The organism is Mycobacterium sp. NGS41 (genome assembly GCF_059812725.1).
In genome coordinates this window covers 21,863-37,225 of sequence record NZ_JCALDF010000014.1, presented here as the reverse complement: position 1 = coordinate 37,225, position 15,363 = coordinate 21,863, and the positions used below count along the sequence as shown (strand labels likewise).

Here is a 15,363-nt window from a genome sequence, read left to right as displayed (position 1 = left end):
CTTGGGTTCACACGTTCGGGTAACGGTTTGGTAACCGATCTAGATGGTTACAGCTTGCGCGCGGTAGTGAAACCCGTCAAGGTGGTTACTTGTGATGTTCGTCTACGTGAGCGGCCGCGACTGCCTGGACTTCGCCGGCACGGTGAAACGGCGCGACTCCCAACGTGAGGATCTGCTGACGGACCCCGAACGGCTGTCGGACTGGGCGGTTCAAGCGGGGCTCTCGGATACATCGATCGATGTCACCGATGACGACCTCGCGGCCGCAATCGCACTGCGCGAAGCCATCTACCGGACCGTCATCGCCCGACTCGACCGCCGCGGGCCGAGACCCGCCGACGTCACACTCATCAACGATTGGGCCGCTCAGCCCCGCCTGACACCTCGGCTGCGCAGAAACGGGTCGGTCAGCCGCGGTGGCACCACCGCACAGTTGCTCGCGAGCCTGGCCGCGGATCTGCTCGAACTTTTGGCCGACGACGACTTCATCAACGTCAAGCGGTGTGCCCATCCCGGATGCACGCGGCTCTACCTGGACTCGTCGCGAGCCAAGAACCGGCATTGGTGCGGGATGAGTACCTGCGGCAACCGCGCCAAGGTGCAAGCCTTCCGGGCCCGTCAGCGCGCGGTGGAAGGCCAGCACTGACCGAGCCTCACGCCGGCGTGACGCTGTTAGCGAAATCAAGCCGGGAACAAACCGGCCGTCAACAAGGTTGAGCGCATCGGACTCAAACTTTGGAGGATTGATGGCTGACGCCAAATCGGTGCCGGTGCTGTTTGTGACCGACACCATAGTGCTGCCCGGAATGGTGGTCCCGATTGCGCTGGACGAGCCCGCTCGGGCCGCGATCGACGCCGCTCAGGCCAGTGAATCAGGTCAATTGCTGATCGCCCCCCGGCTGGAGGACCGGTACCCGTCGCACGGCGTGGTCGCGAAGATTCTGCAAGTCGGACGCATCGCCGGTGGTGGCACCGCCGCGGTCGTGCGCGGTGAGCGCCGCGCGCACATCGGCGCGGGCGCCAGCGGGCCCGGGGCCGCGTTGTGGGTCGAGGTGAGCGAGGTCGCGGACCAGGAAGTGACCGACGACGTCAAGGCTCTGGCGGCCGAATACAAGAAGCTGCTGCTGGCCATGCTGCAACGTCGCGAGGCCTGGCAGATCGTCGACTATGTCAACAGCCTGACCGACCCGTCGGCGCTGGCCGACACGTCGGGTTATGCGTCCTACCTGAGCGACGTGCAGAAGCGGCAACTGCTGGAGACGGCCGATGTCGCCGAGCGGTTGCGCGTGCTCATCGACTGGACCAGTTCGCATTTGGCCGAAGTCGAGGTCAACGACAAGATCGCCGAAGACGTGCGCGACGGCATGGAGAAGACGCAAAAGGAATTCCTGCTGCGGCAACAACTCGCGGCCATCCGCAAAGAGCTCGGCGAAGGTGAACCGGATGGTTCCGATGATTACCGGGCCCGCGTCGAGGCCGCTGACCTGCCCGAGAAGGTTCGCGAGGCCGCGCTGCGCGAGGTCGGCAAGCTGGAACGCGCCAGCGACCAGAGCCCGGAGAGCGGCTGGATCCGGACCTGGCTGGACACCGTGCTGGACCTGCCGTGGAATGTGCGGACCGAGGACTCGACGGACCTCAAGGCGGCGCGGGAGACCCTGGACGCCGACCATCACGGGCTGGAAGACGTCAAGGACCGCATCGTCGAATACCTGGCCGTGCGTACCCGTCGGGCGCAGCGTGGCTTGCAGGTCGTCGGCGGCCGCGGTTCCGGCGCGGTGATGGTGCTGGCCGGCCCACCGGGCGTGGGCAAAACGTCGTTGGGTGAGAGCGTCGCGCGGGCGCTCGGCCGCGAGTTCGTGCGGGTCGCGCTGGGCGGCGTGCGCGACGAGGCGGAGATCCGCGGGCACCGGCGCACCTACGTCGGCGCGCTGCCGGGCCGCATCGTGCGTGCGATCGGCGAGGCGGGGTCGATGAATCCCGTTGTGCTGCTGGACGAGATCGACAAGGTCGGCTCCGACTACCGCGGCGACCCGAGCGCGGCGCTGCTGGAGGTGCTCGACCCGGCGCAGAACCACACGTTCCGCGACCACTACCTGGATTTGGACCTGGACCTGTCCGACGTGGTGTTTCTGGCCACCGCCAACGTGATCGAGAACATCCCGTCGGCGCTGCTGGACCGCATGGAGCTGGTGCAGATCGACGGTTACACCGAGGACGACAAGGTGGCCATCGCCCGCGACTACCTGCTGCCCCGGCAGCGGGAGCGGGCGGCGCTGAGCGACGACGAGGTCACGGTGACCGAGGCCGCGCTGCGCAAGATCGCCGCCGACTACACCCGCGAGCCGGGTGTGCGGCAGTTCGAGCGGCTGCTGGCCAAGGCGCTACGCAAGGTGACCACCAAGCTCGCCGACGAGCAGGCGCCCATGATCATCGATGAGCCCGATCTGGTCGGCTACCTGGGACGGCCGCGGTTCACGCCGGAATCGGCCGAACGCACCGCGGTGCCTGGTGTAGCCACCGGCCTGGCCGTCACCGGCTTGGGCGGCGACGTGCTCTTCATCGAAGCCGGCGCCACCGACGGTGAAGCCGGTTTGCAGCTGACTGGGCAGTTGGGCGACGTGATGAAGGAGTCGGCGCAGATCGCGTTGTCTTTTGTGCGCTCGCACGCTGCGGAGCTGGGCGTTGACCCCACGACGCTGGACCGGCGCATCCACGTGCACGTGCCGGCGGGAGCGGTGCCCAAGGACGGCCCGTCAGCCGGGGTGACGATGGTGACCGCGCTGGTGTCGATGGCCACCGGCCGGCAAGTGCGCTCGGATGTCGGCATGACCGGTGAGGTCACGCTGAACGGCCGGGTGTTGCCGATCGGCGGTGTGAAGCAGAAGCTGCTGGCAGCCCAACGCGCAGGATTGTCAACGGTTTTCATTCCGCAGCGCAACGAGCCGGATCTGGACGACGTTCCCGCCGAAGTGCTCGACGCCCTGACGGTCAAGCCGATGACCGATGTCGCCGAGATCGTCGCACTGGCGCTGGCGCCTTCAGAGGGCCAAGCGGCTAAGGCAACGGCCGCTGCCTGACCCGTCCATCGAGCGTGACGGTGGCGTCACGTTAGGCGGCGAGCGTGACGGTGTCGTCACGTTCGGAGCCTGCATGGAGTTGAATAGACCCGTGAGTCTGAAACGACAGTTGGTCCATCGCGTACAACGCCTCGTGGTCAATCCGATCGGCCGGAATTTGCCGGTGACCATGCTCGAAACCACCGGCCGCAAGTCCGGACAACCGCGGCACACCGCCGTGGGTGGCAAGGTGATCGACAACCAGTTCTGGATGGTCTCCGAACACGGCGAACACTCCGACTACGTGCGCAACATGAAGGCCAACCCGGCGGTACGGGTGCGCGTCGGCGGAAAGTGGCGCAACGGAACCGCGCATCTGCTGCCTGACGACGATCCAGTGCGGCGGCTTGGAAACCTGCCTCGGCTTAATAGCGCGGTCGTGCGCTTGATGGGTAGCGACCTGCTCACCATTCGAGTCGACCTGGACTGATGGCGTACGACGAAGACCTGGCCAACCGGATCCGCGAATTGCTCGGCCCCCAGCGTGGTGTCGAGGAGAAGCGGATGTTCGGCGGGCTGGCCTTCCTGGTTAACGGCAACATGTCGGTGGCCGCCAGCGGCCAGGGCGGGCTGCTGGTGCGGGTACCGCCGGACGAGACCGATAAACTGCTGGCACGCGCGCACGTCAGTCTCATGGTGATGGGGGGCCGGGAGATGCGGGGCTGGCTACGCGTCGACACCGACGGCGTCAAAACCAAACGGCAACTTCAGGGTTGGGTCAACCGCGGCGTGGATTACGCGCGCACGCTGCCGCCGAAGTAGGCGTTCGGAGTTTGCGGCCGCGCCGCGCGGGTACGCGGCGGGGTATGGATCAGCCCCAGCGGGTGGCGCGACGGCTGCTCAAGGTCGCCGGCACCACCTACGCAGCCGAAGCGGGAATCACGCTCAAAGACAAGCCGATGCCGCTGTTTCAGCTGCTGGTGCTCTGCATGCTGGCCAGCAAGCCGATCGACGCCGCCATCGCGACGAGCGCGGCCCGCGAGTTGTTCAAGGCCGGTCTGCGCACGCCGAAATCGGTGCTGGCGTCCGACCGGCAGACCATGATCAGTGCGTTCGGCCGTGCTCACTATGTGCGCTACGACGAAAGCTCGGCTACCCGGCTCACCGACATCGCCGAGCACGTCCGCGACGAGTACGGCGGTGACCTGCGCGGAGTCGCCGACCGCAGCAACCGCGACGTTAGCGCGGCGAAGCGAATGCTGAAGAAATTCAAGGGAATCGGCGACACCGGCGCCGACATCTACCTGCGCGAAGTCCAAGACGTCTGGACCTGGGCGCGGCCGTATTTCGACGATCGGGCTACTTCCGCGGCAAAGCAGCTCGGCCTGCCCACCAGCGCAACGAAACTCGCATCGCTGGCTCCGCGCGCCAACGCCCGCCTGGCCGCGGCCCTGGTGCGGGCGTCGCTGGACGACGAACTGCGCCGGTTGAGCAGCCCGTGACGGTGCGAATCGGCACGTCGGGCTGGTCCTATGACCACTGGACCGATGTGCTCTATCCGCCAAAACTAGCCTCCGCCAAGCGGTTTGCCCGATTTCTCGAGACGTTCGACACGGTCGAGCTCAACGCCAGTTTCTACCGCTGGCCTAAGGATTCGACGTTCGCGGCGTGGCGCGATCAGATGCCGCACGGCACGACCATGTCAGTCAAAGCGCATCGAGGATTGACCCACTACCGTCGCCTGGCCTCGCCCGAACCCTGGATCGAGCGGTTCGAACGCTGTTGGGAAGTGCTGGGTGATCGCCGCGGAGTGCTGCTGGTGCAGCTGCACCCTGGGCAACAGCGCGACGACGTGCGGCTGGACGCCTTCCTGGGTGCGGTCCCGCGGTCGATCCGCGTGGCCGTCGAGCTGCGCCATCCGTCGTGGGATGACCCTGCTGTATACGAATTGCTGGAGCGCCGCCACGCCGGCTATGTAGTGATGAGCGGCGCGGGACTCCCGTGCGTTCCCCGAGCCACTACCGACTTCGTCTACGTCCGGATGCACGGCCCGCCTCAGGATTCCATCTACGCAGGCAACTACACCGACGATGAGTTGCGCCGCTGGGCCGACAGGATCACGCAATGGCGCGACGACGGCCGCGACGTCTGGATGTATTTCAACAACGACCTCGGCGGTCACGCCGTGCGCAATGCGCTTACGCTGCGCAAACTTCTGAGCTGAGCTGCCCCGAGTAGGCTGGCACCGTCGACAACAGAATGGAGCAGCGACCATGGCCAGCTCGACCACATTCGTCATTGTTGGCGGCGGGCTCGCCGGAGCTAAAGCGGTAGAAGCATTGCGCGACAATGACTTCGACGGGCAGATTATCTTCTTCGGCGAAGAAGAGCCGCTGCCCTACGAACGCCCACCGCTGTCCAAGGAGTATCTGGCCTTCAAGAAATCGCTCAGCGATTTCACCGTGCACAACTCCGACTGGTACCGCGACCACAACGTCGACTTGAGACTGGGCTTGCGGGTCTGCTCGCTGGATCCCGCCGGGCATACCGTCGGGTTGCCCGACGGCACTACGATCAGCTACGACAAACTGTTGCTGGCGACCGGATCAGCGTCGCGGCGTCCACCGATACCTGGATCCGATGCCGGCGGCGTCCACTATCTGCGTACGTTCGCCGATGCCGCGTCACTGAATTCCGTTTTGGCCGATGGAAGTTCGCTTGCCGTGGTGGGCGCCGGATGGATCGGGCTGGAGGTGGCCGCGGCTGCCCGTCAGCGCGGTGTCGACGTCACCGTCGTCGAGGCCGCCAAGCAACCGCTGATGGCCGCGCTCGGCGAGACCGTCGGCGCAGTGTTCGCCGCGCTGCATCGCGACCATGGAGTGGACCTGCGCCTGGAGGCGCAGGTCGAGGAGATTTCGACGGCAGAGGGCAAGGCGACCGGGCTGAAGCTGCGCGACGGGTCGACGGTCGCCGCCGACACCGTGCTGGTAGCCGTCGGCGCCAAGCCCAACATCGAACTCGCCGAACAGGCCGGGCTTTCCATGGGCTCAGACGTTCAGGGCGGCGTGCTCGTGGACGCATCGCTGCGCACCAGCGACCCCGACATCTACGCGGTCGGCGACATCGCCGCCGCCGAGCATCCGCTGTTCGCTACCCGGATCCGCACCGAGCACTGGGCCAACGCGCTCAAGCAACCCGCGGTGGCCGCGGCCGGAATGCTTGGCAAGCCAGGCGAATACACCGAGCTGCCCTATTTCTTCACCGATCAGTACGACCTGGGCATGGAGTATGCCGGGCACGCGCCCAGCTTCGACCGGGTGGTGTTCCGGGGCGACGTGGCGGGCCGTGAGTTCGTCGCCTTCTGGCTCGACGGCGACAACCGGGTGCTGGCCGGGATGAACGTCAATATCTGGGACGTCCTGGACGACGTGAAAGCCCTGATCCGGTCCAAGACTCCGGTCGATGCCGACAAGCTGGCCGATCCGCAGTCGCCGCTGGCGGACCTGCTCGGTTGATCGCTAGATGGATTCGGGGCCGTCAGTACGGTCCACGGGCGTCCACGCCCTGTCGATGACATCGGGTGGGCGCTGTACCTGCAAGCGGTCGCGTTCGGCGCGCCGACGCTTGATCCTGAGTCGGGCGTCGGCCGGCATGGCGACCACTTCGTCGCACGTCAAGTAGTACACGTCGTCGACGACGTCGATCAGGTCCGGCGCTACCCGCCGAGATCCCAACTCGCGCAACGTCATCCGAAGCTCATGGGTAAAGCGAAGGGTGGCGTCGTGGGCCAGTTCCCGCGAGCCGCGGGCGCTGTCGGCAAACCGCCGGGCCAGGGTTGTCGGCGGCGCCGGTTCGGCGGGTTCTTCAGCGACTTCGGCGGCCGCCATCAGTAGCATGGCCGGGTCGTCGCCGAACATCGGAGTCGCCAGCTCGGCTTCGCCCGGCCCGCGGTGCCCGATCCGGACGAGGGCCGCATCGAGAGCGGCTGCGGTATCCGGAAACAGCACGCGCACACCGTCGAGATCGCCGCCGCGGGCCAGCGCGAGCAGTTGCGGATCGCGCCGCAACGCCTCAGCCAACGACGCGGTCTGCGCGGCGACGCGACCGCTTTCCATCATCGTGCCCACGCCGGACAAATGGCCGCCAGCGCTGGTGTGCTGTAGCGCTGCCGCCGTCACGCCGCTGTCGATCACCCACATTGCGGTGAGGATCCAACCTTGGTGAATTCGGTCCCGTAACAGCGGTATCCGCACCTGCAGGCTCGCGTCGGGCAGCGACGTCAGCCGCGCCGCATCCAAGTGCTCTGCCGTCGCGGCCGCACTGTATGCCTGCGTGTCGGCGCGCAGATGGCGCAACAGAACCAGCGACCGCGCCGTGACGACCGCTTTGGCGACCGACCCGAGCGGCCCGCCTGCCAGTTGAGGACGGCCGAACGGTAACAGCTGAGTGCTCTGTTGCTGCTCGCCCAGGGCGCGCTCGGTGACGGTTTGCTGGTCCCACCCCGGTAGCTGGGCGGCGGCGACGACATTGGCCGAGACCCCGACATAGGGGCGATGGCCGAACACCGCAATGGCTCTGCTCCCCCATTCGTTGTCGACGACGCCGCCCAGTGCCAGTAGCTGTCCCATCACCCGGCTCGCCGTGCGCAATCCGCTCAGCTGGACGTCCAGCGTGATCGGCGTCAACGGTCCCGGCAGTGCCTCGGCCAGGCTGGTAGCGCTGAAGACCGGGAACCGTGGATCGATGCGGTCGTCGAACTCACCCTCCAGTCCCTCGGGCGCCGCGGATCGCAGCCGGTGGAACGTCCGCGGCAGAGCTTCCACGGGAAGTGCGAGTTGACCAGGGTGGTAGGTGGCGCCGGCGGCGTCGAGCCGGCGTCCCACCAGTCCTCGCGCCGTGTCGACGACAGCCTCGCTCGCTTGCCAACCGAACTCGAAGCGCCAATCCTCTTGCACAGCAGCGATATCCATCGGGGGAAACAGCTCTGCCCAGCTGCGAACCCGGTGCACCCGCGAACGCGGGTCGACGGATCGCAGCAGCCGCCATGCGGTGACCATGTTGGTGGTGTCCGGGGTAACCAGGTCGACGACGCCGGTGCGGTCGGTGCTCACCGCCGCGACCAGGAACCGGACCAGATCGTCGAGGTGCAGCACCCGCATCGGCCGCTCGGTGACCCTGGCGCGCAGCAGCGTGGCCACGGTGCGGCACACCATCCAGTCGAGCTGGCGGCCGACCGGCGGTGCGATGCGGACGACCAGACTCGGCGCCCAACTCGTGGAAACCAGCGTTTCGGCCGGGCCGTACAACTCTGGTTGTCCCGCGGCTTGGGAGACGAACAGCAGCCGAGCACCGGCACGGGCGGCTGCATGGGTGACATGCGCGACGCCGTTGATGCCCTCGCCGCCGGGCGCGGTGGTGTCCACCGGGGCCAGATGGATCACCGCATCGGCGTCTTGGGCCAGGTCTTGCAGGATTGGTGCACTCAGTGGGGCGCAGACGAGTTCGACCGAGGATGGCAGGTATGCGTGCGGGCGGTGCGCGATGCCGGTGACCGAGTGCCCCGCTGCGATCAGGTGGCGCGCCATGAGACGGCCGACTGCTCCGGTGGCACCGGTTAGCAGGATCCGCACCCCGACTCACCTCCCAACACCTTCGACAATAGGCACTTCGGCGCGGTTCGCGCCGCTTTTGCTGTCACGTCAAAATTCGCTCTTGTGTCTACGGCGCGATCTGACCAGGCTGAGCCGGCAAATCGGCGGTAGCCAACTGCGCTAGCGCAACGTCGCCGCGCCGTCGACGTGGACGGCGACCTTGGCGCCGGCGATATCCTCACGCACCGACATCTCAGCGGCCGCGGGATCGGCGATCACCGCCAGCGTGCGTGCGTCGTCCGGCGTGCGGAGCGACAGGAAGATCTTTTCGGGCTGGCCTTCCCGGTTGAACGGCGTCGTCCAGGCTTCGACGGTGCCGGTGCCCTCCCATTCGGTCAACCCTTTCCGGACGGGCTCCCGGTCTACCGCCGACTGCATGTCCTCCCAACGGAAAGATTGGGCCGGCGGTTCGGTGCCGTAGACGCCGAAGCTGTGCTTGGTCAGGTAGCCGCCGTTGGCCGTGATCAGACCACGCCGTCCGGGATAGGCCACCAGCAGCTCGGCCATGGTGGCGATGGAATGCATCACGTAGTTGCTCCACGGACCACCCGCGAAGGTCAGGCCACCGGTGACGGTCAGCGGGCGGCCGGGATCGTCGATGCTGAGGCCGAGTTCGGCGGCCGCAACCTGAACGGCGGAGGGAAAGCAGGAGTACAGGTCGACATAGTCGACGTCGTCAACCGCCAGGCCGGCCAGCTCCAGGGCGCGCGCGCCGGCTATCCGGATGGCCGGGGACCGGTGCAACTCGGCGCGCTCGGCGATGGCGAAGGTGTCGTGCGCGTCGGCGCCCGCTTGCGGATAAACCCAGCGCTCGGCCGGGATCTGCAGGCGTTGCGCCTGTTCGACCGACGTCAGGATGAGCGCGGCGCCCTGGTCGACCATGTTGTTGGAGTTCATCAACTTGGTGTAGGGCCAGCTGATCATCCGGTTCTGCGGGCCGGGTCGCGAGATCTCCTCGGCGGTCACCGGTTTTTGGATCCAGGCGTTCGGATTGTCTACCGCGACGGCATTGAAGCGTGCCCACAGCTCGCCGACACGCCTGCGATGGTCCTCCAACGATTCGTCGTTGGCGATGCGCAGCGCCTGTTCGAACAGCGGGTACACGTAGGCCGGGCGGTCCAGCTTGATCCTGAGCTCGGCGTCTCCGGCCAAGGGGACGTCCTCGCCAGCCACTTCGGCCTCCGGCACCGATGCGTCCTGTGCCGTCCACACCAGTTTGCTGCCTTTGGCCCTCAGCCCTCTGCGGGTACGCCAGGTTTCGGCGCCGGCCAGCAGCACCACGCCGGCGCGTCCCTGTTGGATGTCCAGGCACGCCTGGTTGACCAGCGACTGCGGCACATTGCCACCGACCGGGCTGTACAGGGTGGTGAAGTTGCTGGCGCCGATCCGTTGGCCGAGCAGCAGCCCCGGGTCGCGGTACTGTGCCGACAGGATGTTGACGACGCGGATCGCGTCCACAGCGTGCAGAACGCGGGAATCGCCCGCTTGCTGGGCCGCCGCGACCATCAGGTCGACCGGTTCGACGGATCGTGTCTCCGGCTCGATCGGGTCGCGATGGTTGACCTGGCCGTAGCCGATCAGCACGGGCGTCCTGGGGTCGACTGGCATGGACCGAACCTATCGCAGCCCGATGATGGAGGCGCCCCGGCCGCTCACAGTCCCGTCGCTTGCAGCGCCGGATATTGCGCAGTCTGACGCCGCGTGCTGTGCTTACCGGACCGGCAGTTGACACCCGTCAAGACCCCGAAGGGACGAAAATGGCAGACACCGCATCCGTCGGTCTCAAGGTCCGCGACAAGGTTGTCGTAGTCACGGGCGGCGCCCGGGGTATCGGGTTAGCCACCGCGACCGCGCTGCACAAGCTGGGCGCCAAGGTCGCGATCGGCGACATCGACGAGTCGACGGTGAAGGAGTCAGGCGCCGACCTCGGCCTCGAGGTCTACGGCAAACTCGATGTCACCGACAGGGGTTCATTCTCGGATTTCCTGGACCAGGTAGAGCGCCAACTCGGCCCGATCGACGTGCTGGTCAACAACGCGGGCATCATGCCCGTCGGCCGGATCATCGACGAGCCCGAGGCGGTGACCCGCCGCATCCTGGACATCAACGTCTACGGCGTCATCCTGGGCAGCAAGCTGGCCGCGCAGCGCATGGTTCCCCGTGGGCGCGGGCACGTCATCAACGTCGCCTCGCTGGCCGGGGAAATCTATGCCGCGGGGCTGGCCACCTACTGCGCCAGCAAGCATGCCGTCGTCGCATTCACCGATTCGGCGCGGCTCGAGTACCGCAAGGCCGGCGTCAAGTTCTCCATGGTGTCGCCGTCGTTCGTCAACACCGAACTCATCTCGGGCACCCACGGCGCCAGGGGATTCCGGAACGCCGAGCCGTCAGAAATCGCCGACGCGATCGTCGGGCTCATCGCTCGCCCCAAGCCGCGAGTACGGGTCACCAGGGCGGCCGGCGCCATGGTTGCGTCGCAGGTGTTCATGCCGCGCGTCTTTCGCGAGGGACTGAACCGCATGCTCGGCGGCGAGCACGTCTTCACCGATGACGTCGACGTCGAGCAGCGCAAGGCCTACGAAGCCCGGGCTCGCGGCGAAGAATGAGCACCGCTTAGCGCGCCGTTTACCGGAGGCCGGGACAATCGGCCAGATGAGCTCAGAAACCGCAACGAAGCCCGACACGCTTTCCGACGACGAACTGGCCCTCATCGACGCGTATTGGCGCGCGACCAACTATCTGTCGGTCGGCCAGATCTATCTGCTGGACAACCCGCTGCTGACCGAGCCCCTGTCGGCTGAGCACGTCAAACCCCGGCTGCTGGGACACTGGGGCACCACGCCCGGACTCAACCTCATCTACGCGCACCTGAACCGGATCATCCGCAACCGCGACGCCAACGTCATCTATGTCACCGGGCCCGGTCACGGCGGTCCGGGCCTGGTCGCCAACGCCTACCTCGAAGGCACTTACAGCGAGGTGTACACCGGTATCGGCGAAAACACCGACGGCATGCGAAAGCTGTTCCGCCAGTTCTCTTTCCCCGGCGGCATCCCCAGCCACGTCGCCGCACAGACACCGGGTTCGATCCACGAGGGTGGCGAGCTCGGTTACGCGCTGGTGCATGCCTACGGCGCGGCTTTCGACAACCCAGATCTAGTGGTGGCCTGTGTGGTCGGAGACGGCGAGGCCGAGACCGGACCGCTGGCCGCGGGATGGCACTCGAACAAGTTCCTCAACCCGGCCGTCGACGGCGCGGTGTTGCCGATCCTGCATCTCAACGGATACAAGATCGCCAACCCGACCGTGTTGGCCCGCATCCCGCACGCCGAGCTGGAAGCGCTGTTGCGTGGATACGGCTATCGCCCAATCGTGGTCGCCGGCGACGAGCCGGCCTCCGTGCATCAGCAGCTTGCCGGCGCGCTGGACGAGGCGTTCGACGACATTGCGGCCATTCAGCGTGCGGCGCGCGACTCCGGCCAGACCCAGCGGCCGGTGTGGCCGATGATCGTGCTGCGCACGCCCAAGGGCTGGACCGGGCCGAAAGTGGTGGACGGTCAGCAGGTGGAGGGCACCTGGCGTGCACATCAAGTTCCGCTGGCCGAGACGCACGAAAACCCCGCGCACCGAGCACAACTGGAAGAGTGGCTGCGTAGTTACCGCCCCGAGGAGCTGTTCGACGAACACGGCGCGCTGCGTTTCGGGCTGAAGGCGGCCGCGCCGAGCGGTGATCGGCGGATGAGCGCCAACCCGCACGCTAACGGCGGTCTGCTGCTGCGCGACCTGGACCTCCCGGACTTCCGCAACTATGCGGTGGAGGTGACTGAACCGGCCGCCGCGACCCATGAGGCCACCCGCGTGCTGGGGGCGTTCCTGCGGGATGTCATTACCCGCAACCCCGACAACTTCCGGCTGATGGGTCCCGACGAGACGGCGTCCAACCGGCTGTCGGCCGTTTTCGAGTCGACCGGCAAGGTCTGGCTCTCGAAGACCGGACCTGACGATGATCACCTGGCGCCTGACGGCCGTGTGATGGAGGTGCTGTCCGAGCACCTGTGCCAGGGGTGGCTGGAGGGGTATCTGCTGACCGGCCGCCACGGCCTGTTCAACTGCTACGAGGCATTCGTGCACATCGTCGACTCGATGTTCAACCAGCACGCGAAATGGCTGTCCACCTGCCTTGAGCTGCCCTGGCGGCGGCCGATCGCGTCGCTGAACTACCTGCTGAGCTCGCATGTGTGGCGTCAGGACCACAACGGCGCATCTCATCAGGATCCCGGGTTCATCGACCTGGTGGCCAACAAGCGCGCCGAGATCGTGCGGGTCTACCTACCACCGGACGGCAACACGTTGCTGTCGGTGGCAGACCACTGCCTGCGCAGCCGCGACTACGTCAACGTGATCGTCGCCGGCAAGCAGCCCGCATTGGCCTACCTGCCGATGGAGGACGCGATCGCGCACTGCACCCGAGGGCTGGGCATCTGGCAGTGGGCCAGCACCGCTGGATCCGAGGGAGGCGAGCCCGACGTGGTGCTTGCCTGCGCCGGCGACATCCCGACGCTGGAGATTCTGGCGGCCGCCGACATCCTGCGACGTGAATTGCCCGACCTGCAGGTGCGGGTGATCAATGTCGTCGACCTGATGCGTCTGCAGCCCGAGTCCGAGCACCCACATGGGTTGCCCGACAGGGAATTCGACGCGCTGTTCACCAGCGACAAGCCGGTCATCTTCGCTTACCACGGTTATCCGTGGCTGATTCACCGGCTCACCTATCGCCGCACCAATCACGCCGGAATGCATGTGCGGGGGTTCAAGGAGCGCGGCACTACGACGACGCCCTTCGACATGGTGATGCTGAATGATCTCGACCGGTTTCATCTGGTGATGGACGTCATCGACCGGGTGGACGGGCTGGGTAGCCGAGCCGCCATGCTGCGTCAGCGGATGGCCGATGCGCGGCTGGCGGCACGTCGCTACACGCGTGAGCATGGTGAGGACGACCCGCTGATCGCCGGCTGGACCTGGGAGTCGAGCGAGCGGAACGAGCGGAGCGAGTGACGGGAGCGAGACGACCCATCGAGCCTGGGAGTCGAGCGAGCGGAACGAGCGGAGGTCGTGACGGGAGCGAGACGACCCATCGAGCCTGGGAGTCTTCGGCTCCGCAACGCTAGCCTGGGCGGGTGGCGGCTGTGTTGTCGGTCAACGTGGCTCGTGCTCGGGAGAACCCGGATCCGCGTGCGCTGTCAAAGCTGACGGGCATCGACAAATTGCCGGTAGGCGAACCGGTCATAGTGCGCGCACCAGGGCCGATGCTCAGCGGTCTCGGCAGCGGGCTGGTCGGCGACACCATCGGTAACAAGAAATTTCACGGCGGTGACGATCAAGCCGTCTACGCGTACGCGCGAGAAGACCTGGACGACTGGGAAACCCGCCTGAACCGCACACTCACCAATGGAATGTTCGGCGAGAACCTGACCACGACGGACGTCGATGTGACCAACGCGCGAATCGGTGAACGCTGGCGCATCGGCACCGATGGCCCGCTGCTAGAAGTGTCCGCGCCCAGGACGCCGTGCCGGACATTCGTCGCATTCCTGAAGTTGAACCACTGGATCAAGACTTTCACCCAGGCCGGAAAGCCGGGGGCCTACTTCCGGGTAATCGAGCCCGGACCGGTGCGCGCCGGCGACGAGATCACGATCGACTACCGGCCCGATCATGACGTGACCATCGAGCTGGTCTTTCGCGCCCGTATGTCCCAACCTGAGCTGCTGCCAAAGCTGCTGGTGGCAGACGCGTTATCAGCGGAGCTGCAGGACTACACGCGCCGCCGCCTGGCGTCCAACGAACGTTGACGCCGCTCAGCCGCAGGTAGACTCGCCACGATGCGTGAAGCTACGGAACAAGCCCCTGCCAGCGTGCTCGATGCGCTGGTGTCGCCGGCTGCGGGGTTAGATCGGTTCCGGATCCACATCGACATTGCCGTGGTCGTCGCGGTGCTGGTGTTGACCAACCTGATCGCGCACTTCACCACACCGTGGGCGAGCATCGCCACCGTCCCGGCCGCCGCCATCGGCTTGGTGGCCCTGGTCCGGTGGCGGGGTCTGGACTGGGCCGAACTCGGACTGGGCCGCGAACACTGGAGATCCGGGATCGGCTACGCGGTGGCTGCGGTGGCCGTCGTGCTGTCGGTGATCGCGGTCGGAGTGCTGTTGCCGATGACCCGGCCGATGTTCATGAATCACCACTACGCGACCATCTCCGGCGCCGTGATCGCCTCGATGGTCATCATTCCGCTGCAGACCGTCATCCCCGAGGAGCTGGCCTTTCGCGGTGTGCTGCACGGCGCGCTCAATCGGGCCTGGGGTTTTCGCGGTGTGGCGCTGATGGGCTCGCTGCTGTTCGGCCTCTGGCATGTCGCGACGTCCTTGGGTCTGACGAGCGGCAACGTCGGGTTCACCCGGCTGTTCGGCGGCGGGATCGCGGGGATGCTGGCGGGCGTGACGCTGGCGGTGTTGGCCACCGGCGCCGCCGGATTTGTGTTCAGCTGGCTGCGACGGCGCAGCGGCAGCCTGATCGCGCCGATCGCGCTGCATTGGTCGCTCAACGGGATGGGCGCCCTGGCCGCTGCGCTGGTCTGGCACCTGTCCACCTAG

Annotated in this window: 13 protein-coding genes; 11 read left to right on the top strand and 2 right to left on the bottom strand. The window is 66.6% G+C overall.

The window, feature by feature from the left end:
* Nucleotides 1–94: 94 nt before the first annotated feature.
* From AC5Y21_RS14660 to AC5Y21_RS14630, 7 genes are all read left to right on the top strand, one after another.
* Nucleotides 95–646: a CGNR zinc finger domain-containing protein gene (locus AC5Y21_RS14660; RefSeq protein ID WP_499913182.1), complete on the top strand. Its 552-nt coding sequence runs from the start codon at nucleotides 95–97 to the stop codon at nucleotides 644–646.
* Nucleotides 647–746: 100 nt separating this feature from the next.
* The gene (gene lon, locus AC5Y21_RS14655) at nucleotides 747–3,077 is read left to right on the top strand and encodes an endopeptidase La (RefSeq protein ID WP_499913181.1); all 2,331 of its coding nucleotides are present in this window, start codon (nucleotides 747–749) and stop codon (nucleotides 3,075–3,077) included.
* Nucleotides 3,078–3,150: 73 nt separating this feature from the next.
* On the top strand, nucleotides 3,151–3,546 hold the full coding sequence (locus tag AC5Y21_RS14650) for a nitroreductase family deazaflavin-dependent oxidoreductase (protein ID WP_499913180.1): 396 nt from the start codon (nucleotides 3,151–3,153) through the stop codon (nucleotides 3,544–3,546).
* Nucleotides 3,546–3,878: a TfoX/Sxy family protein gene (locus tag AC5Y21_RS14645; protein WP_499913179.1), complete on the top strand. Its 333-nt coding sequence runs from the start codon at nucleotides 3,546–3,548 to the stop codon at nucleotides 3,876–3,878. Before AC5Y21_RS14650 ends, AC5Y21_RS14645 begins: the two co-directional genes overlap by 1 nt.
* 44 nt (nucleotides 3,879–3,922) lie before the next feature.
* Complete coding sequence (locus tag AC5Y21_RS14640; protein ID WP_499913178.1) at nucleotides 3,923–4,558, top strand: HhH-GDP family DNA glycosylase; 636 nt, start codon at nucleotides 3,923–3,925, stop codon at nucleotides 4,556–4,558.
* On the top strand, nucleotides 4,555–5,280 hold the full coding sequence (locus AC5Y21_RS14635; RefSeq protein ID WP_499913177.1) for a DUF72 domain-containing protein: 726 nt from the start codon (nucleotides 4,555–4,557) through the stop codon (nucleotides 5,278–5,280). The genes AC5Y21_RS14640 and AC5Y21_RS14635 overlap by 4 nt, the downstream gene beginning before the upstream one ends.
* 49 nt (nucleotides 5,281–5,329) lie before the next feature.
* On the top strand, nucleotides 5,330–6,571 hold the full coding sequence (locus AC5Y21_RS14630) for an NAD(P)/FAD-dependent oxidoreductase (protein ID WP_499913176.1): 1,242 nt from the start codon (nucleotides 5,330–5,332) through the stop codon (nucleotides 6,569–6,571).
* 3 nt (nucleotides 6,572–6,574) lie between these two features.
* On the opposite strand, the gene AC5Y21_RS14625 is transcribed toward AC5Y21_RS14630, so the two are convergent.
* Nucleotides 6,575–8,686 carry an NAD-dependent epimerase/dehydratase family protein gene (locus AC5Y21_RS14625; protein WP_499913175.1) on the bottom strand — a complete coding sequence of 704 codons (2,112 nt, stop codon included), beginning with the start codon at nucleotides 8,684–8,686 and terminating at the stop codon, nucleotides 6,575–6,577.
* A gap of 141 nt (nucleotides 8,687–8,827) precedes the next feature.
* Nucleotides 8,828–10,315, bottom strand: a complete 1,488-nt coding sequence (locus tag AC5Y21_RS14620) for an acetyl-CoA acetyltransferase (protein WP_499913174.1) — start codon at nucleotides 10,313–10,315, stop codon at nucleotides 8,828–8,830.
* 149 nt (nucleotides 10,316–10,464) lie between these two features.
* On the opposite strand from AC5Y21_RS14620, the gene AC5Y21_RS14615 reads away from it, so the two are divergent.
* The 4 genes from AC5Y21_RS14615 (at nucleotide 10,465) to AC5Y21_RS14600 (ending at nucleotide 15,363) form a co-directional block, all read left to right on the top strand.
* Nucleotides 10,465–11,313, top strand: a complete 849-nt coding sequence (locus AC5Y21_RS14615; RefSeq protein WP_499913173.1) for an SDR family oxidoreductase — start codon at nucleotides 10,465–10,467, stop codon at nucleotides 11,311–11,313.
* A 46-nt stretch (nucleotides 11,314–11,359) separates the two neighbouring features.
* Complete coding sequence (locus AC5Y21_RS14610; protein ID WP_499913172.1) at nucleotides 11,360–13,765, top strand: phosphoketolase family protein; 2,406 nt, start codon at nucleotides 11,360–11,362, stop codon at nucleotides 13,763–13,765.
* A gap of 131 nt (nucleotides 13,766–13,896) precedes the next feature.
* Nucleotides 13,897–14,562, top strand: coding sequence for an MOSC domain-containing protein (locus AC5Y21_RS14605; RefSeq protein WP_499913260.1), 666 nt, complete (start codon nucleotides 13,897–13,899; stop codon nucleotides 14,560–14,562).
* A gap of 30 nt (nucleotides 14,563–14,592) precedes the next feature.
* Nucleotides 14,593–15,363, top strand: coding sequence for a CPBP family intramembrane glutamic endopeptidase (locus AC5Y21_RS14600; RefSeq protein WP_499913171.1), 771 nt, complete (start codon nucleotides 14,593–14,595; stop codon nucleotides 15,361–15,363).

Bases quoted from the DNA above. Each gene is read 5' to 3' on its own strand.
- AC5Y21_RS14640 (WP_499913178.1), top strand. From the start codon at position 3,923: ATGGATCAGCCCCAGCGGGTGGCGCGACGGCTGCTCAAGGTCGCCGGC.
- lon (WP_499913181.1), top strand. From the start codon at position 747: ATGGCTGACGCCAAATCGGTGCCGGTGCTGTTTGTGACCGACACCATA.
- AC5Y21_RS14600 (WP_499913171.1), top strand. From the start codon at position 14,593: ATGCGTGAAGCTACGGAACAAGCCCCTGCCAGCGTGCTCGATGCGCTG.
- AC5Y21_RS14620 (WP_499913174.1), bottom strand. From the start codon at position 10,315: ATGCCAGTCGACCCCAGGACGCCCGTGCTGATCGGCTACGGCCAGGTC.
- AC5Y21_RS14610 (WP_499913172.1), top strand. From the start codon at position 11,360: ATGAGCTCAGAAACCGCAACGAAGCCCGACACGCTTTCCGACGACGAA.
- AC5Y21_RS14660 (WP_499913182.1), top strand. From the start codon at position 95: ATGTTCGTCTACGTGAGCGGCCGCGACTGCCTGGACTTCGCCGGCACG.
- AC5Y21_RS14630 (WP_499913176.1), top strand. From the start codon at position 5,330: ATGGCCAGCTCGACCACATTCGTCATTGTTGGCGGCGGGCTCGCCGGA.
- AC5Y21_RS14650 (WP_499913180.1), top strand. From the start codon at position 3,151: ATGGAGTTGAATAGACCCGTGAGTCTGAAACGACAGTTGGTCCATCGC.
- AC5Y21_RS14645 (WP_499913179.1), top strand. From the start codon at position 3,546: ATGGCGTACGACGAAGACCTGGCCAACCGGATCCGCGAATTGCTCGGC.
- AC5Y21_RS14615 (WP_499913173.1), top strand. From the start codon at position 10,465: ATGGCAGACACCGCATCCGTCGGTCTCAAGGTCCGCGACAAGGTTGTC.